The sequence below is a fragment of the Pseudomonas sp. CNPSo 3701 genome (assembly GCF_028674975.1).
Classification (GTDB): Bacteria; Pseudomonadota; Gammaproteobacteria; order Pseudomonadales; family Pseudomonadaceae; genus Aquipseudomonas; species Aquipseudomonas straminea.
Genome location: NZ_JAQZSI010000001.1, coordinates 807,449 through 827,826 on the forward strand (window position 1 = coordinate 807,449; position 20,378 = coordinate 827,826).

Genomic DNA, 20,378 nt, shown 5'->3' on the forward strand with positions numbered 1-20,378 from the left:
GCTCAACCGCAGGCTACGGGACTGATTTCCCGGGCTTCGCTTCGCTCAATCCGGGCTACGGCATTGTCCCTGGATTCGTAACCCGAGACGATTTGTGACTAGAGCGAATGCCCCTGCAACCGCTGCCGCCAGCTCTTCAGCCGCTGCTCCAGTGCCTTGAGGCTGTCGGCCTGTTGCTTGCGGGCGCGGCTGAACAGGATCAGGGCCAGTTCGGCGGTGACCAGAGCGTCGGCGCTGGCGTGGTGGCGTTGGCCGACCTGCAGGCCAAAGTGCGCGGTCCAGTCGTCCAGGCCGCCGTTGCGGATCTCCGCTTGCGGGCAGAGCATCGGTGCCAGTTCGGCGACGTCGTAGAAGGGGTGGCGCAGGCGCAGGTTGAGGGTGTCCTTGAGGGCGCGGGCCAGCATGCGCTGGTCGAAGCCGGCGTGAAAGGCCAGCAGCGGGCTGTCACCGAGAAACTCCATGAACGCCAGCAGCGCTTCGGCCGGCTCGATGCCCGCGGCGATGTCGCTGGGCGCCAAGCCGTGGATCAGCACGCTGGCGCTGACGGTGTGGCCGTCGCGGTGCAGGGTGCATTCAAATTGTTCACCGAGCTGGATGGCGCCGTTGTCGATGACCACGGCGCCAATCGACAGCACCTCGTCGCGCCTGGTGTCCAGGCCGCTGGTTTCCAGGTCGAGCACCACCAGGCGTTGCCCGGCGAGCGGTGTGTCGTCCGCCGCGCGTGGGACGGGCAAGGCGGCGCAGCGGCGTTGCTGGTCGGCGGGCAGGGCGCTGCGGCGGCGGGTCAGCCAGGAAAAGGCATTCATAGTTGGTAACGTAACCCCAGGCTGGTTTGCAGACGCTGGGCCTGACGGAAGGATTCGCGCAGGATGCGCCGGTCCAGGTGGTTGAGGCTGTCCGGGTCGAGGCGATTGGAGTACGGCTGGGCCTGGCGTGCCTGCAGCTGGTGCTGCTGCAGGCGCGTTTGCTGGATGAAGTGGTAGGCCTCTTCATAGGCGGCGCCATCGAGTTTGTCGATAATCCCGCGCTCGCTCAGTTCGCGCAGACGCTGCTGGGTGTTGCAGGCCTTGATGCCGTTGGCCAGGGCGAGCAGGCGGGCGCCGTCGACGAAGGGGGTGAGACCCTGGGATTTGAGATCCAGTGTGTCCTTCTCGGCGCCGCGCCTGGCCACCACAAAGTCTCGGAAGCGGCCCACCGGCGGGCGCTGGCGTAGGGCGTTCTCGGCCATCATGCGCTGGAACAGGCGGTTGTCGGCGATCTGCCCGAGCAGCTCGTCACGCAGGGACTCGCAGCCGCTGGCGTCGCCCCACACCGTGCGCAGGTCGAAATAGATGGTCGAGGCCAGCAGGTTTTCCGGCGAGGCCTCGCGGATGAACCCGGCGAAGCGCCGCGACCATTCCTGGCGCGACAGGCACAGCTGCGGGTTGCCGGCCATGATATCGCCTTTGCAAAGGGTGAAGCCGCAGCGCGTCAGGCGCCCGTTGATCTCCATGGCCAGCGGCAGCAGTCGGCCGCGCAGCTGGGCGGCTTCGACGTTATCGCTGGCTTCGAAAAGAATGCCGTTGTCCTGGTCGGTGTGCAGGGTCTGTTCGCGGCGGCCCTCGCTGCCGAAGCACAGCCAGGTGAAGGGCACGCCGGGGTCGCCCAGGTCCTCGATGGTCAGCTCGATGACCCGGCAGACCATGTGATCGTTTAGCAGGGTGACGATATGGGTGATCTGGCTGGAGCTGGCGCCATGGGCGAGCATGCGATCAACTAGCTGGCGTATGTCTTCACGCAGCGCGGCCAGGGTTGCCACCCGGCCGGCGTGGCGAATGGTGCGCGCCAGGTGCACCAGGTCGACGCGCTGCAGGGAGAACAGGTCGCGCTCGGAAACCACGCCGCACAGCTTGCCCTGGTCCACCAGGCAGACGTGGGCGATATGCCGCTCGGTCATGGCAATGGCAGCGTCGAAGGCGCTGGCGCTCGGCGGCAGGTGAAAGGGCGCCTGGGTCATCAGGCCACTGATCGGCTGGTCGAGGGAGCTGCCGTCGGCCACCGCGCGGCGCAGGTCGCGCAGGGTGAAGATGCCCTGCGGACGCAGGCCGGCATCGACGATGACGATGCTGCCGACCTGCTGTTCGTGCATCTGCCGTACCGCGTCGCGCAGGGGCAATTCGGGGGCGCAGGAAATCGGTTGGCGCATGGCCAGCTCGCCCAGCCGGGTGTCGAGCGAATACTGCGAGCCGAGAGTTTCCACGGCGCGCATCTGCACCTGCTGGTTGACCTGGTCGAGCAGGCTGCTGACGCCGCGCAGGGCGAAGTCGCGAAGCGGCGTGGACTGGGCGAACAGGCGGGCGAAGGCGGCCTTGTCGAGCAGCAGGCAGAAGGTGTCTTCGGCGGCCAGGTGCGCGGTGCGGGTGGCGCGCTCGCCAATCAGCGCGGCCATTGGGAAGCACTCGCCGCTGGTGATCTCGAAGGTGGTCTCGGTGCCACGCCGCGCCGAGTGCGGACGTTGGCCGTGCACGCGGCCCTGCTTGACGATGTAGAAGTACTGCACCGGGCCGTCATCGGGGTGAATGATCACCTCGTCTTCGCCATAGAAGCGCAGCTGGCAGTGCTCGACCAGGTAGGCGAGGTGGGCCGCGTCCATCTGGTTGAAGGGCGGGAATTTCTGCAGAAACTCCATGGTGCCATGGACGTTCTGGCGTACCGCTGTCTTGCCGGCCTGGACGAAATCGTCGGCTGGTTTCATTGCGCGCGTTCCTTTTGTTCTTGTAGCGGCATGGTGGCGAGCCAGGCCGGGAATCGACATAGGACGTAAGTCTAGGCCAGGCGATTGGCGGATGAATATGCCGGCCTGCGGTGAACCTCTCACCTCTATTGGCGTCCTGATGTGTCTGAGACGCGTTTTTCAGGCAGTCATCCCATTCAGGCACAGAGGAGATCTCACCTATGAGTGGCAGCATTCTGCGTCACGCCGTGGCGCTCGGCACCAGCATCCTGCTCAGTTGCGGCGTCGCCAGCGCACAAACCAAGCCGGTCGAGCTGATCGGCATCAACGTTGCGGGCGCAGGGTTCGCCAGCTCGGTGCTTCCCGGCAAGCACGGCACCAACTTCTTCTTCCCGCCCAAAGGCTATTACGAGAAGTGGCAGCAGAAGGGCATCAGCTGGGTGCGCTTCTCCTTCATCTGGGAGCGCCTGCAGCCCAAGGCCAATGGCGAGTTCGACGAGGCCTACGCCAAGCTGATCGACAAGACCCTCGATGAAGCCCAGCAGGCCGGCATTGAGGTGATGCTCGACGTGCACAACTATGGCCGCTACTACGGCAAGGTCATTGGCACTGACGATGTACCGATTTCCGCCTACCAGAACCTCATGGAACGCATCGCCAAGCGCTGGGGCAGCCACCCGGCCGTGTATTCCTACGACCTGATGAACGAGCCCCACGGCGCGGCCAACAAGTACTGGCCGCAGGTGGCCCAGGCCGGTATCAACGGCGTGCGCAAGCACGACTCGAAGAACGATATCTACGTCGAAGGCGCCGAATATTCGTCTGCATTGCGCTGGCCCAAGCTCAACGACAACCTGCTCGACCTGAAGGACCCGGCCAACAAGCTGATCTATTCGGCGCACATGTACATCGATCCGGATGCCAGCGGCCTCTACAAGACCGCCCTGGCCACCGACCTGGATCCGCAGATCGGCGTCAAACGCCTGGAGCCCTTCGTCAACTGGTTGATCGAGCACAACAAGAAGGGCCATATCGGCGAGTTCGGTGTACCGGCCGAGGACGAAAGCGGCCTCAAGGCGCTGGATCAGACGCTCGCCTACCTGCAGAAGCACTGTATTCCGTTCGCTTACTGGGCAGCCGGGCCATCGTGGGGCAAGAACAAGCTGTCCGTCGAGCCGGTCAAGGGTGTGGACCGTCCGCAATGGGCGGTGCTGAAGAAGTACCTGGGCGGCGGCAACTGCACCAGCATCGGGCCGGGAACCTGACGCGCGGGTTGACGATCTGATCAGCGTGGCGGCGCTCCAGTCGCCGCCATCGCTCCTCACGCTGACCTCGATCTCAAGGATTCCCGCATGCAAAACCGCAATCTATGGGTGGATTACGCCAAGGCCATCGGCATCCTCCTGGTGGTCTATGGCCATGTGGTGCGCGGTTTGCTCAACGGCGGCATCATCACCGAGAACGTGGATTTCCACTGGCTGGTGGACAGCATCATCTACACCTTCCACATGCCGCTGTTCTTCTTTCTGTCCGGGTTGTTCTTCTGGCATTCGCTGAACAACCGCGGCGGTGTCGGCCTGTTCTGCAACAAGATCGATACCATCTTCTATCCGTTCGTGCTCTGGTCCCTGCTGCAGGGCACCATCGAGGCGATGCTGTCGCGCTACACCAACGGCGGCGTCAGCATGGGCGAGGTGCTGACGCTGCTGTGGTCGCCACGGGCGCAGTTCTGGTTCCTGTACGCGCTATTCGCCGCGTTCTGCCTGGCGATCCTGCTGTACCGCCGCTTCTCGACGCGGGCCTTCCTGCCGCTGTTGGTGCTCAGTGCGCTGTTCTACCTGCTGCAGCAGTGGACGCCACGTGTCGGGGTGCTGATATTCCTGGCACAGAATTTCGTGTTCTTCGCTCTGGGCATCTGGTTCAACCAGGTGCGTGGCAGCATCGAATCTCGTGCTTCGGGCGTGGCATTGGGCAGTGGTCTGGCCTTCGTGGTGGCGCAGTATGTGTTCCACGGCGTGCTGGGGCTGACCTACATCGACCGCGGCGCGGCGTCGCTGGTGGTGGCCTTTATCGGCATCCTGTTCACCGTCAGCCTTTGCATGGTGCTGGCGCGTCGGCCGGTGGGCTGGATGCTGACCCTGGGCGCGCTGTCGATGCCGATCTTCCTGATGCACATCCTGGCCGGCAGCGGCGCGCGGGTGATCCTCAACAAGTTTCTGGGCATCAACGACGACACCGTGCATATCGTCGTCGGCTGCCTGGCCGGCGTGCTGCTGCCAGTGATTGCCGCGAAGATTCTCGAGGCGCTGGGCATTAACTGGCTGTACGAAATGCCCAAACGCTTCTCTGTCTACCGCTGGCAGCAACGCCGCGTATCGCCACAGCCGGCCGCTTGATCGTGTCTGGGGTGAGATCGCTTGACGGGTTATGGGACACGCGGGGAGCAGCGGTGTCAGGACGTGATCTGCCATGCCTCGCTCAGCCACCCTACAGGGGGTGCATGGTCTCTTCGAATCGTAGGGTGGGTGAAGGCGCCGCTTCGCCGTTGAGGCGTGGTACGGCGTTCGTGGCGCCGTAACCCACCAACCAATCTGCGAATAAAAGAAAACCGCCTCTCGGCGGTTTTCTTTTTTGCGTTGACGCTTAGCGCGCCAGGCTGGCCTTTAGCTCCCGACGACGGCGATGCAGCACCGGTTCGGTGTAGCCGTTGGGCTGCTTGGCGCCTTCGAGCACCAGCTCCACGGCCGCCTGGAAGGCGATGTTGCCGTCGAACGCCGGTGCCATCGGGCGATACAGCGGGTCACCGGCATTCTGCCGATCCACCACTGGCGCCATGCGCTTGAGGCTCTCCAGCACCTGCGCCTCGCTGACCACGCCATGGCGCAGCCAGTTGGCCAGCAGCTGGCTGGAGATGCGCAGGGTGGCGCGATCTTCCATCAGGCCGATGTCATTGATGTCCGGCACCTTGGAGCAGCCGACGCCCTGGTCGATCCAGCGCACCACGTAGCCGAGGATGCCCTGGGCGTTGTTGTCCAGCTCGTTGCGGATTTCCTCGTCGCTCCAGTTGGTGTCTGGCGCCAGCGGAATGCTGAGGATTTCGTCCAGCGAGGCCGGGGCGCGTTTGGCCAGCTCGGCCTGGCGGGCGAACACGTCGACCTTGTGATAGTGCAGCGCGTGCAGGGTGGCGGCGGTCGGCGAGGGCACCCAGGCGGTGTTGGCACCGGCCAGCGGGTGGCCGATCTTCTGTTCTAGCATGGCGGCCATCAGGTCGGGCATCGCCCACATCCCTTTGCCGATCTGCGCACGGCCCTGCAGGCCGCTGGCCAGGCCGACGTCGACGTTGTTGTTCTCGTAGGCGCTGATCCACTTCTCGCTCTTCATGGCGGCCTTGCGCACCATGGCGCCGGCTTCCATGGAGGTATGGATTTCGTCGCCGGTGCGGTCGAGGAAACCGGTATTGATGAACACCACACGCTCGCTGGCCGCGGCGATGCAGGCCTTGAGGTTTACGGTGGTACGCCGTTCCTCGTCCATGATGCCGACCTTGAGCGTGTTGCGCGCCAGGCCCAACATCTGCTCGACACGGCCGAACAGTCCGCTGGTGAAGGCCACTTCTTCGGGGCCGTGCATCTTCGGTTTGACGATGTACACCGAGCCGGTGCGGCTGTTGGCGCGGCTATTGTTGCCGTTGAGATTGTGCAGCGCGGCGAGGCTGGTGCACAGCGCATCGAGGATGCCTTCGGGCAGCTCGTTGCCGCTGGCGTCGAGCACCGCCGGGTTGGTCATCAGGTGGCCGACGTTGCGCACGAACAGCAGGCTGCGCCCGTGCAGGGTCAACTCGCCGCCGTTCGGTCGGGTGTAGACGCGATCCGGGTTCATGGTACGGGTGAAGGTGCTGCCGCCCTTGCTGACTTCTTCGCTGAGGTCGCCCTTCATCAGGCCCAGCCAGTTGCGGTAGACCAGGGTCTTGTCGTCGGCATCCACCGCCGCCACCGAGTCTTCGCAGTCCATGATGGTGGTCAGCGCCGATTCCATCAGCACGTCCTTCACGCCAGCGGCGTCGGTGCTGCCGATCGGGCTGGCGGCGTCAATCTGGATCTCGAAATGCAGGCCGTTGTGCTTGAGCAGGACGGCGATGGGCGCGGCGGCCTCGCCCTGGAAACCGACCAGTTGATCGGCGTCGCGCAGGCCGCTGATGTCCCCATTGCTCAGGGTAACCAGCAGTTTGTCGCCTTCGATGCGGTAACCGGTGACCTCGGCGTGGGAGCCGGTGGCCAGCGGCGCGCTTTCATCGAGGAAGGCGCGCGCGGCGGCGATCACCTTGTCGCCGCGAACGCGGTTGTAGCCCTTGCCCTTTTCGGCGCCGCCTTCCTCGCTGATCGCATCGGTGCCGTACAGCGCGTCGTACAGCGAGCCCCAGCGGGCGTTGCTGGCGTTGAGCGCGAAGCGCGCGTTCATCACCGGCACCACCAACTGCGGGCCAGCCATGCGGGCGATCTCGTCGTCGACGTTCTCGGTGCTGGCCTGCACGTGCTCAGGCTGTGGCTGCAGGTAGCCGATCTGCTGCAGAAAGGCTTTGTAGGCCGCCGCATCGTGTGGCTTGCCGGCCCGCTCGCGGTGCCAGCCGTCGATCTGTGCCTGCAGCTGATCGCGCTTGTCGAGCAGTGCGCGGTTCTTCGGCGCCAGGTCACCGAATACGGCATCGGCACCGGCCCAGAATGCCTCGGCGGTCACGCCGCTGCCGGGAATGGCTTCGTTGTTGATGAAATCGAACAGCACCTTGGCGACCTGCAGGCCACCGACTCGAATACGCTCAGTCATCTCTCGCCTCTCTGCTTCGCTTAGCCTGTGTAACGGCGGGAACCCTCGATGCTGCGCAGACCGATCGCCTTGGGGCCGTGGTCGACGGCTGCCCGCGTTGCGGCGTGTCTGGAGGTGCTTCGTGAGCGGGGTTTTCCACAACCAGCAGGACTGGGTTTGGGTTCATGTAGTGGGGTTTGGCTGATACTACATGAACGAATTGGGAAAAACAGTCCAGAAATGATCGCCGCGACCTTGGTCGTATTCTTGCCAGGAAGCTGATTGGCGCACCGCTGCCTATACTGCAGACCACCTGTGAGGACGCCAACATGCCGACACGCGCTGCGACCACTGCTGATCTCGATGACCTGGTGCCGCTGTTCGCGGCCTATCTGACCTTTTACAAGGTCGACAAAAGCACCCGGGAGGTGCGCGATTTTCTCTTGGCGCGGCTGGAGCGCAGCGACTCGACGATCTTGGTCGCCCGTAGCGAAGAGGGCGCGGCCAAGGGCTTCGTGCAGCTCTATCCGCTTTATGCATCACTGGCGCTGCGCCCGAGCCTGCTGCTCAGCGACCTGTACGTCGCCGATCACGCGCGGCGCCAGGGCATCGGTGAGCAACTGCTCGAGGCTGCCAGGCAGCATGCGCTGGCCACCGGCGCCTGCGGCTTGCAGCTGGAAACGGCGCGAACCAATCTGGCGGCGCAGTCTCTCTATGAACGTCTCGGCTATGTTCGGGATGAGGTTTACCTGACCTATTGGCTCGACCTGAATTGAGCGCCCACGACGAGGACATGAGCATGGATCACCTGATACTCACCGTTATCGCCCAGGACCAGCCCGGCCTGGTCGAGCGCGTTGCCCAGTGCGTGGCCAAGCACGGTGGCAACTGGCTGGAGAGCCGTATGTCGCGCATGGCCGGGCAGTTCGCCGGCATCCTGCGCGTCGATGTACCGGCCGCCTCCCATGGCGCGCTGATGGAGGCGCTAGGCGAGCTCAGCGCCCAGGGCATTCGCGTGCAGCTCGCCTCGGCCGGCGCAGAGCCGGACTGCACCTGGAAGTCCATTCACCTTGATCTGTTGGGCAACGACCGCGCCGGGATCGTGCGCGACATCACCCGGCTGCTGGCCGCCAATGGCGTCAACCTGGAGAACCTGGTGACCGAGGTGACGCCCGCACCCATGAGCGGCGAGCCGCTGTTCCACGCCCAGGCGACCCTGGCTGTGCCGGAAGGTCTGCCGCTGAGCACCCTGCAGACCTCGCTGGAAAGCCTGGCGGATGACCTGATGGTGGAGCTCAAGCTGCGCATGGAAGACTAACAGGCCGTTGAAAAACTACCTACGTTGCCATCGCTGCGTTAAAAACAGCCTCAAAATGCTCATGTACAGCTCGTACACTCCGCTTTTTCGGTTGTTTTTGCCTTGCACTGGCGGCCTCGCCTACGTTTTTCAACGGTCTGCTAGGTCACTGAACCTGGGCGCCAGAAACGACAAGGCCGCTGAATCAGCGGCCTTTGCTTTCAAACGGTTGCCGGGCGCTTGCGCAGGGTTCGCCAGGCGTCGACGCTGTACACCGCCAGCCCCGCCCAGATAAGCAGAAAGGAGATGAGTTTCGCTGGGTCGAAATGCTCGTCGAAAACGAACACCGCCAGCAGCAGCACCAGGGTCGGTGCCACGTATTGCAAAAAGCCCAGGGTGGCGAAGGGCAGATGCCGCGCAGCGGCGTTGAAACATACCAGCGGAATCAGAGTGACCGGGCCGGCGGCCATCAGCCACAGCGCCTCACTTGTAGTCCAGAACGCCGGCTGACTGCTCATCGCGTCTGGGTGGAAGACAATCCAGCCGATGGCCAGTGGCAACAAAATCCAGGTTTCCACCACCAGCCCCGGCAGCGCGGCGACTGGCGCTTTCTTGCGGATCAGCCCGTAGGTCGCGAAGCTCAACGCCAGGGCCAGCGACACCCAGGGCAGGCTGCCCACCTGCCACACCTGTTGGCCGACGCCAATCGCCGCCAGCGCCACCGCGACCCACTGCAAGCGCCGCAGCCGTTCGCCAAGAATCAGCATGCCGAGCAGCACGTTGACCAGCGGGTTGATGTAATAACCCAGGCTCGCCTCGAGCATGCGCCCGTTGTTCACTGCCCAGACGTAGATCAGCCAGTTGCCGGCGATCAGCGAGCCGCTCAGGGCCAGCACCGCGAAGCGCTTGGGGTGGTCGATCAGTTCGCGCAGCCAGCCCGGGTGCTTCCATACGAGCAGCAGCAAGGCGCCGAACAGCGCCGACCAGATGGCGCGATGAACGATGATTTCCAGCGAGGGCACGGCCTGGATCGCCTTGAAGTACATCGGGAACAGGCCCCAGATGACGTAGGCGGAAAGGCCCAGGATGTAGCCGCGGCGCAAATCTGCGGTGGCCATGTAAGTCCTTATCGAGGCAGTGGGGAAAGCGCATCATTCTAGTGCGCAGTTGTCTGCGCGTTCAGCTTTTTCTTGCCGAATCCGTGGGTTTCAGAACAGCTTCAGCGGCTCTTCATCCAGCGCCGCGATCTGCTCGCGCAGCATCAGGATCTGCTCGCCCCAGTAGCGCTCGCTGCCGAACCAGGGAAAGCTCTGGGGGAATGCCGGGTCGTCCCAGCGGCGCGCCAGCCAGGCGCTGTAATGCATCAGGCGCAGGGAGCGTAAACCTTCGATCAACGGCAGTTCACGGGGATCGAAATCGTGGAATTCCTGATAGCCGTCGACCAGTTCGGCGATCTGCCCGAGGCGCTCGTGGCGCTCCCCCGCCAGCATCATCCACAGGTCCTGAATGGCCGGGCCCATGCGGCAGTCGTCCAGGTCGACCATGTGGAAGGTCTCGTCACGGCACAGCAGGTTGCCGGGGTGACAGTCGCCATGCAGGCGGATCGCCTTGGCAGGATTTGCGGCGAACAGCTGATCGAGACGTTTGAGCAGGTCGCGAGCCACCGATTCGTAGGCTGGCAGCAGGCTTTTGGGAATGAAGTTGCCGTCCAGCAGGGTGGCCAGCGAGGCGTGACCGAAGTTGTCGACCCGCAGCAATTCGCGGTGCTTGAAGGGGCGCATCGCGCCGACCGCGTGCAGGCGGCCAAGCAGTTGGCCTAGGCGATACAGCTGATCCAGGTTGCCCGGCTCTGGCGCGCGCCCACCGCGGCGCGGAAACAGCGCAAAGCGAAAGCCGGCGTGCGCGAACAGGGTTTCGCCGTCACGCTGCAGCGGCGCCACCACCGGCACTTCGCGTTCGGCCAGTTCGGCGGTGAAGCTGTGCTCTTCGCGAATCGCTTCGTCCGTCCAGCGATCCGGCCGGTAGAACTTGGCGATCAGCGGCGTTTCGGCCTCGATGCCCACTTGATAAACACGGTTTTCGTAGCTGTTCAGGGCCAATACACGGGCATCGCTGAGGTAGCCCAGACTCTCGACGGCATCCAGAACCAGATCGGGGGTGAGGGCGGCGAAGGGATGGGTCATGGGCGGCTCCTGCGGTTGGCCGCAGAGTGTAACGCCTCGGCGCGGCCTGCACGGGCACTATTCGCCCTAGACCTGAGTGCCGAGCAGTACCTGAGAGGCGGCGAACTGCGCGCGTACCGGGCTGCCAACCACCAGGCCCAGGTCGCTAAGCTGTTCGGCAGGCGCCTGGGCGCACAGCGTCTGCCCGTTGGGCAGGCCGATGCGCACTTCGCTGGGGCCGTCGGCCTCGACCTGAATCTGTTCGATATGCCCGAGCAGGGTGTTGAGTGCCGGGGCGGGCTCCTCGCTGACCGCGCTGAGCTGTAGCCAGCCAGCCTTGATCAGCACCAGCAGCGCTACGCCTGGCTGCAGTTGCAGGTGGGCGGTGCTGCTGCGGGTGATCTGCGCCTGGATCGCCACTTCGCCGGGCAGTTCGATGTCGATCAGGTCATTACCGCCCTGTGGCTGGATCGCACGCACCCGGCCGCTGAGCTGGTTACGCGCACTGGTGCGCAGCATCAGACGGCCCAGCAGCTGCAGGTCGGCGTCATCGTCGGCGGCCTGCAGCACCTCGGCCTGAATCGCCAGCAGGCGTTGGTGCAATTGCAGCAGGCGCTCGCCACTTGGCGTGAGCCGTGCCCCGCCGCCGCCCTTGCCCCCCACGTTGCGGGCCACCAGTGGCTGGTCGGCGAGGTTGTTGAGTTCGTCGATGGCGTCCCAGGCGGCCTTGTAGCTCATGCCGGCGGCTTTGGCGGCGCGGGTGATCGAGCCCTGTTCGGCGATCTGCTCGAGCAGGGCGATGCGGTGCGGGCGGCGGGTAACGTGTTGGGCGAGCAGGGACAGGGTGGACATGGGCAGCAGGCGATGAATGAGGGCGGTCGGCCACTGTGCGTGACGCTCCCAGGCGGCGTCAATCGTCGCCCGGAGCCGGCGTGCGCGCCAGGCAGTACACATCTACTCGCAGAGCGCCCGCGCGCATCAGCAGGCGCGCCAGCTGCTGAGCCGTTGCGCCGGTGGTCAGCACATCGTCGATCAAGGCCAAGTGCAGGCCGCGAGGCTGGGCGGTGAGTCGCAGGGCAAAGGCACCACGCAGATTGCGGCGTCGCGCGGCGGCATCGAGTTTCTGCTGGGCGGGAGCGTCGCCGTTGCGCTGCAACCAGTCGCTGCGTTGGGGAATCTGCAGTGCGTGACTCGCCACTTCGGCAAGCAGCTGCGCCTGGTTGAAGCCGCGTTGCCGCTGGCGCTTGGGTGACAGAGGAACCGGCAGCAGCAAATCGGGCTTTGGCAAGCCCTCGTTGAAGGCGTGAGTAAGATGGCGCGCGAGCAGATCGCCCAGCAGGCGCCCGATGGGCCAGCGGGCCTGATGTTTGAAACGATTGATCAGCGCATCGACCGGAAATCCATAACGCCAGGGCGCTTCGACACGGCTGAACGGCGGCGGGCGTTTCAGGCAACTGCCGCATGTCAGGCCATCGACCGCCAGCGGCAGAGCGCAGACCTGGCAATGGGGGCCGAGCCACGGCAGCTCAGCGTCACACTCGGCGCAGAGCGGTAGTCGCGTATCTACCCGTTCATCACACAACAAGCAGGTTTGTTTTATTTTTAGCCAATTGTAAACCTTGAGGTTTGCTGGTGGTTGACAGTGCATAAGGCTTCCTTAACTATGCCGCACATCCGTGTTGGGCCTGCTTCGACTCTAGCAGGCCGCCTGTAGATAAGGACTTGCCCCCATGAGCGCCAGTACCGCCACCTCCCTGCGTCACGATTGGAGCCTCGCCGAGGTTCGCGCGCTGTTCGAGCAGCCGTTCAATGACCTGCTGTTTCAAGCCCAGACCGTGCACCGCGCGCACTTCGATGCCAACCGCGTGCAGGTCTCCACGCTGCTGTCGATCAAGACTGGCGCCTGCCCGGAAGACTGCAAGTACTGCCCGCAGTCCGGCCACTACAACACCGGCCTGGACAAGCAGAAGCTAATGGAGGTGCAGAAGGTGCTGGAAGCGGCGGCCGAGGCCAAGGCCATCGGCTCGACGCGTTTCTGCATGGGCGCTGCTTGGAAGCATCCGTCCGCCAAGGACATGCCTTACGTGCTGAAGATGGTCGAGGGTGTAAAGGCTCTGGGTCTAGAAACCTGCATGACCCTGGGCAAGCTCGACAGGGAGCAGACCGCCGCCCTGGCCGAGGCCGGCCTGGATTACTACAACCACAATCTGGATACCTCGCCGGAGTTCTACGGCAGCATCATCACCACCCGTACCTACAGCGAGCGCCTGCAGACCCTGGCCTACGTGCGCGACGCGGGCATGAAGATCTGCTCGGGCGGCATCCTCGGCATGGGCGAGTCGCTGGACGACCGCGCCGGCCTGCTGATTCAGCTCGCCAACCTGCCCGAGCACCCCGAGTCGGTGCCGATCAATATGCTGGTCAAGGTCGAGGGCACACCGCTGGCCAATGAGGAAGACGTCGACCCCTTTGACTTCATCCGCATGCTGGCCGTGGCGCGCATCATGATGCCCAAGTCCCACGTGCGCCTGTCCGCCGGCCGCGAGGCGATGAACGAGCAGATGCAGGCCCTGGCCTTCTTCGCCGGCGCCAACTCGATCTTCTACGGCGAAAAACTGCTGACCACCGCCAACCCCCAGGCCGACAAAGACATGCGGCTGTTCGCCCGCCTCGGCATCCAGCCCGAAGCCCGCGAAGAGCACGCCGACGAGGTGCACCAAGCCGCCATCGAGCAGGCGCTGGTCGAGCAGCGTGATTCGCGGCTGTTCTACGACGCCGCCGTTTGATCCCTTGCAGGCGCCAGGACGGCGCCTGCCCGTTGCCGGTGAGCCGTGACAGCCGGTAAGCGCTGGACGCTCTGCGCCTTAGGGTGAACCCATGAGTTTCGATCTTGCCGCTCGCCTGGCCGAGCGCCGCGCTGCCGATCTGTATCGTCAGCGCCCCCTGCTGAGCAGCCCTCAGGGACCGCTAGTGGAGGTGGATGGCCGCCGATTGCTGGCCTTCTGCTCCAACGATTACCTGGGCCTGGCCAACCACCCCCAGGTGATCGAAGCCTGGCGCGCCGGCGCCCAGCGCTGGGGCGTCGGTGGCGGCGCATCGCATCTGGTGATCGGCCACAGCACGCCGCACCATGAACTGGAAGAAGCTCTGGCCGACTTCACCGGCCGGCCCCGCGCACTGCTGTTCTCCACGGGCTACATGGCCAACCTGGGCGCGGTCACCGCACTGGTGGGCAAGGGCGACTCGGTGCTCGAGGATCGCCTCAACCATGCATCGCTATTGGACGCCGGCCTGCTCAGCGGCGCACGTTTCTCACGCTACCTGCACAACGATGCGCAGAGTCTCGCCAGCCGCCTGGCCAAGGTCGAGGGCAATACCCTGGTGGTGTGCGACGGCGTATTCAGCATGGATGGCGACGTGGCCGACCTGCCGGCGCTGTGCGCCGAGGCGCGCCGCCACGACGCCTGGGTGATGGTCGACGACGCCCATGGTTTCGGTACCCTGGGCGCCACCGGCGGCGGGGTGGTCGAGCAGTTCGGATTGGGCATCGATGAGGTACCGGTGCTGGTCGGCACCCTTGGCAAGGCATTCGGTACCGCTGGCGCCTTCGTGGCGGGCAGCGACGAACTGATCGACACCCTGGTGCAGTTCGCCCGGCCGTATATCTACACCACCAGCCAACCGCCGGCGCTGGCCTGCGCCACCCTCAAGAGTCTGGAACTCTTGCGCAGCGAACACTGGCGCCGCGAGCACTTGGCAGCGCTGATCGCGCGCTTTCGCCAAGGCGCCGCCACGCTCGGGCTTACGCTGATGGAGAGCGACACTGCCATCCAGCCGATCCTGATCGGTGATAGCGGCCGCGCCATGGCTTTATCCCAGGCGCTGCGTGAGCGCGGCATTCTGGTCACCGCGATTCGCCCGCCTACCGTGCCGGCGGGCAGCGCGCGCCTGCGAGTTACCCTGTCCGCGGCCCATGAGCTGGCTCAGGTCGATCAACTGCTCGACGCCCTGGCCCGGTGCTGGGCGCAGCTGCCGGGGGAGACAAGGTGATGCGTCCATCGCTTATTCTGCTGCCCGGCTGGGGGCTGGGCAATGCGCCGCTGCAGCCCTTGGCTGCGGCGCTGGCCGATCAGGCTCAGGTCGCCATCGAGCCGTTGCCAGCGTTCGAGCACGCCGATAGCGAGCGCTGGCTGGATGCTCTGGATGAACGCCTGCCACGCGGCGTATGGCTGGGCGGCTGGTCCTTGGGCGGCATGCTCGCCACCTTGCTGGCGGCGCGCCGCGGCGCGGATTGTCCGGGCCTGCTGACTGTAGCCAGCAACGCGCGCTTCACGGCCAGCGAGGCGTGGCCTGCCGCGATGCCAGCTGCGACCTTCGAGGCGTTTCGCGAGGCCTACACGCTCAACCCCGCCGCGACGCTCAAGCGTTTCGCCATGCTCTGTAGCCAGGGGGCTGTGGATTTTCGTGGATTGTCCCGCCGCCTGCTGGGGCAGGCCGATAGCAGCGATTCCCTGGCTGGCCTGGATCTGCTGGCCGCGCTCGATACGCGGGAGGCGCTGCAGCAATTCAGCGGGCCGCAACTTCATCTGTTCGCCGCTGACGATGCGCTGGTGCCGGGCGCTGCTGCGGTCGCCATCCGGGCGCTGCAGCCAGTCGCCGATGTGCGTCAGATCGAAGGCGCAAGCCATGCCCTGGTGATCGAGCAGGTGGGCGAAGTGTCAGCCGCAATAGCGCGCTTCATGGAGGCGCAGCCATGAGCGCCCGCCCGGACAAACGCCAGGTGGCGGCATCCTTCTCCAGGGCCGCTGAGACCTACGACAGCGTGGCGCAGTTGCAGCGCGACGTCGGCCGGCAACTGCTGTGGTACTTGCCGCTGCACCTGCAGCCACAGCGTTGGCTCGACATGGGCTGTGGCACCGGTTTTTTCAGCCGCGCGCTGGCGGACTGGTATCCGCAAGGCGAGGGCATCGCCGTGGACATCGCCGAGGGCATGTTGCAGCACGCTCGGCTGCTGGGCGGTGCTCAGGCGTTCGTGGCCGGCGATGCCGAGCGGCTTCCGCTGCGCGACAGCTGTTGTGACCTGATCTTCTCCAGCCTGGCGCTGCAGTGGTGTGCGGACTTCGCCGCAGTACTGAGTGAAGCGCAGCGGGTGCTGCGCCCGGGTGGCGTGCTGGCGTTCAGCAGCCTGTGTGTCGGCACCCTGCAGGAGCTTCGCGACAGCTGGCAGGCGGTGGACGGTTTCGTGCACATCAACCGTTTCCGCCGCCTTGAGGACTATCAGGCGCTGTGCGCCGCCAGTGGCTTTCGGGTGGAGCGGCTACAGGTGCGCGCCCATCGCTTGCATTATCCGGAGCTGCGCAGCCTTACCCATAGCCTCAAGGCTCTCGGCGCGCACAATCTCAATGAAGGCCGCCCCGTAGGGCTGACCGGCCGAGCACGGTTGCGGGCCCTGGCCGATGCCTATGAACGGCAGCGTCAGCCCGAGGGTTTGCCGTGCACTTATCAGGTCATCTACGGCGTACTGCAAAAGGAGCCCCGACCATGAGCGCTGCCTATTTCGTCACTGGCACCGATACCGAAATTGGCAAGACCACTATTGCAGCAGGCCTGCTGTACGCCGCTCGCATCGCCGGGCAGTCGACCGCGGCGGCCAAGCCGGTCGCCTCCGGCTGCCAGCTGACCGCCGAGGGCCTGCGCAACGACGACGCATTGGCGCTGCTCGCACAGTGCACGCTGCCGTTGCGCTATGACGAGGTGAATCCGCTGGCGTTCGCGCCCGCCATCGCACCGCATCTGGCCGCTCGGGATATCGGTGTGTCACTCGATGTGTCGACCTTGCAGGGGGCGGTTCAGGTGATTCTGGATAAAGGTGCGGACTTCACCCTCGTCGAAGGGGCCGGTGGCTGGCGCGTACCGCTGGGCGGTATGGCCACGCTGGCAGATCTCGCAGGTGTTCTGGCGCTTCCGGTGATCTTGGTAGTGGGCGTGCGGTTGGGCTGTATCAATCATGCGGTGTTGAGCGCTGAAGCCATTATTGCTGACGGCTTGCCGCTGGCCGGCTGGGTTGCCAATGTGGTCGACCCGAACACGGCGCGGCTTGAAGACAACCTCGCCACGCTCGCCGAGCGGCTGCCGGCGCCCTGCATCGGACAGGTACCATTTCTGTCGTCGGTGTCCGCTGAACAGGTGGCGCAGCACCTCGATTTATCGCGATTGATGCTATGAACCCGGTCACGTGCAGCATTTTTGGTTGTACATCTTTTAACCGGCTTCTGCTTAAATGCGCGTCATAAGGTTCCTGCAGCAGGAGACGTCCCATGCAGATCTCGTCCGTCAGTGCTTTCACTTCCGGTATCAATACCATCCAGTCCGGCCAGCGCCGTGTCGATCAGGCCGCCGGTGAGATCGCCAGCGCCCCGGTGACTGCCGAGCGCGCCCAGGCCAACGAGCCTTCCGCAGCGCGTGCCGACATGGCCGAAAGCATGGTCGAGATGCGCGTCGGCCAGTACGAAGCCCAGGCCGGTGCTCGCGTCGTGGAAACCGCAGACAAGGTGCTGGGCACCTTGATCGACGTCACCGCCTAAATCGCAGCGCCCGTTCGGGCGCTCGACTCCAGGAGGGAGCACGCCATGCAGATTGCCGGTTTTTCCTCCGCCTATTTTCCCGCTTACTCAACTGCCGCCTCTGCACCGCGCCCGGTTGAGTCCAGCAGCTCGCCCGAGCTTGCCCGCGCCTCCTTCTCTCCCGTAGCCGCCGGCAACGAAGCCGATAGTGCCAACGCTGCCAGCTCCCAGGAAGAGCAGGGCAAATCTCAGGATTCATCCACACCCGCCAAGCCCGGCGAGCCACGCACAGCCCAGGAAGAGCAGAAGCTGCAGCTAGTCATCGCTGAACTGGCCAATCGTGATCGTGAAGTGCGTGCCCATGAACAGGCACACGCCGCTGTTGGCGGTGTACATGCCGGCTCACCCACTTACACCTATACCCAAGGGCCGGACGGCAAGCGCTATGCCTCTGGTGGAGAAGTGGGTATCGATGTCGGCGCAGTCGCTAACGATCCCCAGGCCACCATTACCAAGATGGAAATCGTCATTCGCGCCGCGCTGGCGCCTGCCGAGCCCTCTGGTCAGGATCGCAGCGTGGCCAGCCAGGCGCAGGCGCAACTGGCGGCGGCGCGTGCCGAGCTGGCGGTCACTCAGCGCGGTGAAGCTGGAGAGGGCAAGGCACCTGCCGACGAAAAAGCCGAAAAAAGCGACGACCCGTCAGTCACGGCCGACAGTGTCGCGAGCCCGCCAGTGCCAGCTGGCATCAGCCTTTATGCCGCGTTCACGGATGAGCAGCGGTCTTCAGGGCTGGTGGATCTTCGCGCCTGAACGCCTATAAGCAGCCTTGACAGCTATTGGGCGTAAACGTATGTTTCAAACATGTGTTTGAGGGTGTCGTCGACGCTCTCCCCATGGCTATTCTGCAAACGACCGCCCATCGGTCATTCCCAACATAAGAGCCCACCCGCAGAGGTACCCGCTATGCCTGATTACAAGGCCCCCTTGCGCGATATCCGTTTCGTACGTGACGAGCTGCTCGGCTATGACGCGCATTACCAGAGCCTGCCTGGCTGCCAGGACGCCACGCCAGACATGGTCGACGCGATTCTCGAAGAAGGCGCCAAGTTCTGCGAGCAGGTGCTCTCTCCACTGAACCGCGTGGGCGATACCGAAGGTTGCACCTGGAGCGAGTCCGGCGTGAAGACGCCGACCGGTTTCAAGGAAGCGTACAAGCAGTTCGTCGAAGGCGGCTGGCCGAGCCTGGCTCACGATGTCGAGCACGGTGGTCAGGGCTTGCCTGAGTCCCTGGGCCTGGCGGTCAGCGAAATGGTCGGCACCGCCAACTGGTCGTGGGGCATGTACCCAGGCCTGTCCCACGGTGCAATGAATACCATCTCTGCCCACGGCACCGAAGAGCAGCAGCACACCTACCTGACCAAGCTGGTGTCCGGTGAGTGGACCGGCACCATGTGCCTGACCGAGCCGCACTGCGGCACTGATCTGGGCATGCTGCGCACCAAGGCCGAGCCAAAGGCTGATGGCTCCTACAGCATCTCCGGCACCAAGATTTTTATCTCCGCTGGCGAGCACGACATGGCCGACAACATCGTCCATATCGTCCTGGCCCGCCTGCCCGATGCGCCGGCTGGCACCAAGGGGATCTCCCTGTTCATCGTGCCCAAGTTCCTGCCCAATGCCGAAGGCGGCGTGGGTGAGCGCAACGGCGTGAGCTGTGGATCCATCGAACACAAGATGGGTATCCACGGTAATGCCACCTGCGTGATGAACTTCGATTCGGCCACCGGTTTCCTGATCGGCCCGCCGAACAAAGGTCTGAACTGCATGTTCACCTTCATGAACACCGCTCGCCTGGGTACCGCGCTGCAAGGTCTGGCCCACGCCGAGCTGGGCTTCCAGGGCGCCATCAAGTACGCCCGTGAACGCCTGCAGATGCGTTCGCTGACTGGCCCAAAAGCGCCGGACAAGGCCGCCGACCCTATCATCGTGCACCCGGACGTGCGCCGCATGCTGCTGACCATGAAGGCGTTCGCCGAAGGCAACCGTGCGATGGTCTACTTCACTGCCAAGCAAGTGGACGTCGTCAAGTACGCTCAGGACGAGGAGCAGAAGAAAGCGGCCGACGGCCTGCTGGCCTTCCTGACCCCGATCGCCAAGGCGTTCATGACCGAAGTCGGCTTCGAGTCGGCATCCCACGGTATGCAGATCTATGGCGGCCATGGCTTCATCAGCGAGTGGGGCATGGAGCAGAACCTGCGCGACTGCCGCATCTCGATGATGTACGAAGGCACCACCGGCGTTCAGGCGCTCGACCTGCTGGGCCGTAAAGTGCTGATGACCCAGGGCGAAGCGCTGAAAGGCTTCACCAAGATCGTCCACAAGTTCTGTCAGGCCAATGAAGGCGTTGATGCGCTCAAGGCATTCGTCGAGCCGCTGGCCAAGCTCAACAAGGAGTGGGGCGAAGTCACCATGAAGATCGGCATGGCTGCCATGAAGGATCGTGAGGAAGTCGGTGCCGCTTCGGTCGACTATCTGATGTACTCCGGCTACGCCTGCCTGGCCTACTTCTGGGCCGACATGGCGCGTGTGGCGGCCGAGAAGATCGCCTCCGGCGAGGGTGACCAGGCCTTCTACAAGGCCAAGCTGCAGACTGCGCAGTTCTACTACGCGCGGATCCTGCCACGCACCCGCACTCACGTAGCGGCCATGCTTTCCGGTGCCAGTAACCTGATGGACATGAGCGAAGAAGATTTCGCGCTGAGCTACTGATCCGTCAGCGATAAATGAACCGCGGCCTGAGTGCCGCGGTTTTTTATGGGACAGGATCTTATGAGTGCCGGCGT

General features: G+C 64.4%; 19 protein-coding genes. 12 read left to right on the forward strand and 7 right to left on the reverse strand.

The features are described from left to right. Positions 1 to 98: 98 nt before the first annotated feature. On the reverse strand, positions 99 to 806 hold the full coding sequence (locus PVA39_RS03675; protein ID WP_274122875.1) for a 3'-5' exonuclease: 708 nt from the start codon (positions 804 to 806) through the stop codon (positions 99 to 101). Next, complete coding sequence (locus PVA39_RS03680; protein WP_274122876.1) at positions 803 to 2,734, reverse strand: putative nucleotidyltransferase substrate binding domain-containing protein; 1,932 nt, start codon at positions 2,732 to 2,734, stop codon at positions 803 to 805. The genes PVA39_RS03675 and PVA39_RS03680 overlap by 4 nt, the downstream gene beginning before the upstream one ends. Before the next feature lie 200 nt (positions 2,735 to 2,934). On the opposite strand from PVA39_RS03680, the gene PVA39_RS03685 reads away from it, so the two are divergent. Further along, a complete protein-coding gene (locus PVA39_RS03685) occupies positions 2,935 to 3,978 on the forward strand; it encodes a glycoside hydrolase family 5 protein (protein WP_147174717.1) in 1,044 nt (347 codons plus the stop codon). Between the two features lie 87 nt (positions 3,979 to 4,065). Continuing rightward, positions 4,066 to 5,109, forward strand: coding sequence for an acyltransferase family protein (locus PVA39_RS03690; RefSeq protein ID WP_274122877.1), 1,044 nt, complete (start codon positions 4,066 to 4,068; stop codon positions 5,107 to 5,109). Between the two features lie 247 nt (positions 5,110 to 5,356). Here the strand turns inward: PVA39_RS03690 and PVA39_RS03695 are convergent, their stop codons facing one another. Further along, complete coding sequence (locus PVA39_RS03695; protein WP_274122878.1) at positions 5,357 to 7,534, reverse strand: malate synthase G; 2,178 nt, start codon at positions 7,532 to 7,534, stop codon at positions 5,357 to 5,359. 308 nt (positions 7,535 to 7,842) lie between these two features. Between PVA39_RS03695 and PVA39_RS03700 the strand changes: the two genes are divergently transcribed. Both PVA39_RS03700 and PVA39_RS03705 read left to right on the forward strand, forming a co-directional pair. Further along, on the forward strand, positions 7,843 to 8,289 hold the full coding sequence (locus tag PVA39_RS03700) for a GNAT family N-acetyltransferase (RefSeq protein ID WP_274122879.1): 447 nt from the start codon (positions 7,843 to 7,845) through the stop codon (positions 8,287 to 8,289). 23 nt (positions 8,290 to 8,312) lie between these two features. After that, positions 8,313 to 8,831, forward strand: coding sequence for a glycine cleavage system protein R (locus PVA39_RS03705; RefSeq protein ID WP_013792932.1), 519 nt, complete (start codon positions 8,313 to 8,315; stop codon positions 8,829 to 8,831). Positions 8,832 to 9,031: 200 nt separating this feature from the next. Here PVA39_RS03705 and rarD read toward each other — a convergent pair whose 3' ends face one another. From rarD to PVA39_RS03725, 4 genes are all read right to left on the reverse strand, one after another. Next, positions 9,032 to 9,928 (reverse strand): EamA family transporter RarD, encoded by an 897-nt coding sequence (gene rarD, locus PVA39_RS03710; protein ID WP_093499985.1) that lies wholly within the window; start codon positions 9,926 to 9,928, stop codon positions 9,032 to 9,034. Between the two features lie 90 nt (positions 9,929 to 10,018). Continuing rightward, on the reverse strand, positions 10,019 to 10,993 hold the full coding sequence (locus PVA39_RS03715) for a serine/threonine protein kinase (protein ID WP_274122880.1): 975 nt from the start codon (positions 10,991 to 10,993) through the stop codon (positions 10,019 to 10,021). Positions 10,994 to 11,059: 66 nt separating this feature from the next. After that, complete coding sequence (locus tag PVA39_RS03720) at positions 11,060 to 11,824, reverse strand: TOBE domain-containing protein (protein WP_274122881.1); 765 nt, start codon at positions 11,822 to 11,824, stop codon at positions 11,060 to 11,062. 58 nt (positions 11,825 to 11,882) lie between these two features. Next, entirely contained in the window at positions 11,883 to 12,620 is a 738-nt protein-coding gene (locus PVA39_RS03725) for a ComF family protein (protein WP_274122882.1), read from the reverse strand. Between the two features lie 82 nt (positions 12,621 to 12,702). On the opposite strand from PVA39_RS03725, the gene bioB reads away from it, so the two are divergent. From bioB to PVA39_RS03765, 8 genes are all read left to right on the forward strand, one after another. Further along, a complete protein-coding gene (bioB, locus tag PVA39_RS03730; protein ID WP_274122883.1) occupies positions 12,703 to 13,758 on the forward strand; it encodes a biotin synthase BioB in 1,056 nt (351 codons plus the stop codon). 91 nt (positions 13,759 to 13,849) lie between these two features. Next, positions 13,850 to 15,022, forward strand: a complete 1,173-nt coding sequence (gene bioF, locus PVA39_RS03735; RefSeq protein WP_274122884.1) for an 8-amino-7-oxononanoate synthase — start codon at positions 13,850 to 13,852, stop codon at positions 15,020 to 15,022. Continuing rightward, the gene (locus PVA39_RS03740) at positions 15,022 to 15,729 is read left to right on the forward strand and encodes an alpha/beta fold hydrolase (RefSeq protein WP_274122885.1); all 708 of its coding nucleotides are present in this window, start codon (positions 15,022 to 15,024) and stop codon (positions 15,727 to 15,729) included. The genes bioF and PVA39_RS03740 overlap by 1 nt, the downstream gene beginning before the upstream one ends. Continuing rightward, entirely contained in the window at positions 15,726 to 16,517 is a 792-nt protein-coding gene (gene bioC / locus PVA39_RS03745; RefSeq protein WP_274122886.1) for a malonyl-ACP O-methyltransferase BioC, read from the forward strand. The genes PVA39_RS03740 and bioC overlap by 4 nt, the downstream gene beginning before the upstream one ends. Further along, positions 16,514 to 17,197, forward strand: coding sequence for a dethiobiotin synthase (gene bioD, locus PVA39_RS03750; protein WP_274122887.1), 684 nt, complete (start codon positions 16,514 to 16,516; stop codon positions 17,195 to 17,197). The genes bioC and bioD overlap by 4 nt, the downstream gene beginning before the upstream one ends. Before the next feature lie 92 nt (positions 17,198 to 17,289). Continuing rightward, the gene (locus PVA39_RS03755; RefSeq protein ID WP_274122888.1) at positions 17,290 to 17,556 is read left to right on the forward strand and encodes a hypothetical protein; all 267 of its coding nucleotides are present in this window, start codon (positions 17,290 to 17,292) and stop codon (positions 17,554 to 17,556) included. Positions 17,557 to 17,601: 45 nt separating this feature from the next. After that, on the forward strand, positions 17,602 to 18,345 hold the full coding sequence (locus tag PVA39_RS03760) for a putative metalloprotease CJM1_0395 family protein (RefSeq protein WP_274122889.1): 744 nt from the start codon (positions 17,602 to 17,604) through the stop codon (positions 18,343 to 18,345). 153 nt (positions 18,346 to 18,498) lie between these two features. Next, positions 18,499 to 20,304, forward strand: a complete 1,806-nt coding sequence (locus tag PVA39_RS03765) for a phenylacyl-CoA dehydrogenase (protein ID WP_274122890.1) — start codon at positions 18,499 to 18,501, stop codon at positions 20,302 to 20,304. Positions 20,305 to 20,378 lie beyond the last annotated feature (74 nt).

Excerpts from the sequence above, each read along its gene's own strand:
- PVA39_RS03675 (WP_274122875.1), bottom strand. The coding sequence starts at position 806 with ATGAATGCCTTTTCCTGGCTGACCCGCCGCCGCAGCGCCCTGCCCGCC.
- PVA39_RS03680 (WP_274122876.1), bottom strand. The coding sequence starts at position 2,734 with ATGAAACCAGCCGACGATTTCGTCCAGGCCGGCAAGACAGCGGTACGC.
- PVA39_RS03685 (WP_147174717.1), top strand. The coding sequence starts at position 2,935 with ATGAGTGGCAGCATTCTGCGTCACGCCGTGGCGCTCGGCACCAGCATC.
- PVA39_RS03690 (WP_274122877.1), top strand. The coding sequence starts at position 4,066 with ATGCAAAACCGCAATCTATGGGTGGATTACGCCAAGGCCATCGGCATC.
- PVA39_RS03695 (WP_274122878.1), bottom strand. The coding sequence starts at position 7,534 with ATGACTGAGCGTATTCGAGTCGGTGGCCTGCAGGTCGCCAAGGTGCTG.
- PVA39_RS03700 (WP_274122879.1), top strand. The coding sequence starts at position 7,843 with ATGCCGACACGCGCTGCGACCACTGCTGATCTCGATGACCTGGTGCCG.
- PVA39_RS03705 (WP_013792932.1), top strand. The coding sequence starts at position 8,313 with ATGGATCACCTGATACTCACCGTTATCGCCCAGGACCAGCCCGGCCTG.
- rarD (WP_093499985.1), bottom strand. The coding sequence starts at position 9,928 with ATGGCCACCGCAGATTTGCGCCGCGGCTACATCCTGGGCCTTTCCGCC.
- PVA39_RS03715 (WP_274122880.1), bottom strand. The coding sequence starts at position 10,993 with ATGACCCATCCCTTCGCCGCCCTCACCCCCGATCTGGTTCTGGATGCC.
- PVA39_RS03720 (WP_274122881.1), bottom strand. The coding sequence starts at position 11,824 with ATGTCCACCCTGTCCCTGCTCGCCCAACACGTTACCCGCCGCCCGCAC.
- PVA39_RS03725 (WP_274122882.1), bottom strand. The coding sequence starts at position 12,620 with ATGCACTGTCAACCACCAGCAAACCTCAAGGTTTACAATTGGCTAAAA.
- bioB (WP_274122883.1), top strand. The coding sequence starts at position 12,703 with ATGAGCGCCAGTACCGCCACCTCCCTGCGTCACGATTGGAGCCTCGCC.
- bioF (WP_274122884.1), top strand. The coding sequence starts at position 13,850 with ATGAGTTTCGATCTTGCCGCTCGCCTGGCCGAGCGCCGCGCTGCCGAT.
- PVA39_RS03740 (WP_274122885.1), top strand. The coding sequence starts at position 15,022 with ATGCGTCCATCGCTTATTCTGCTGCCCGGCTGGGGGCTGGGCAATGCG.
- bioC (WP_274122886.1), top strand. The coding sequence starts at position 15,726 with ATGAGCGCCCGCCCGGACAAACGCCAGGTGGCGGCATCCTTCTCCAGG.
- bioD (WP_274122887.1), top strand. The coding sequence starts at position 16,514 with ATGAGCGCTGCCTATTTCGTCACTGGCACCGATACCGAAATTGGCAAG.
- PVA39_RS03755 (WP_274122888.1), top strand. The coding sequence starts at position 17,290 with ATGCAGATCTCGTCCGTCAGTGCTTTCACTTCCGGTATCAATACCATC.
- PVA39_RS03760 (WP_274122889.1), top strand. The coding sequence starts at position 17,602 with ATGCAGATTGCCGGTTTTTCCTCCGCCTATTTTCCCGCTTACTCAACT.
- PVA39_RS03765 (WP_274122890.1), top strand. The coding sequence starts at position 18,499 with ATGCCTGATTACAAGGCCCCCTTGCGCGATATCCGTTTCGTACGTGAC.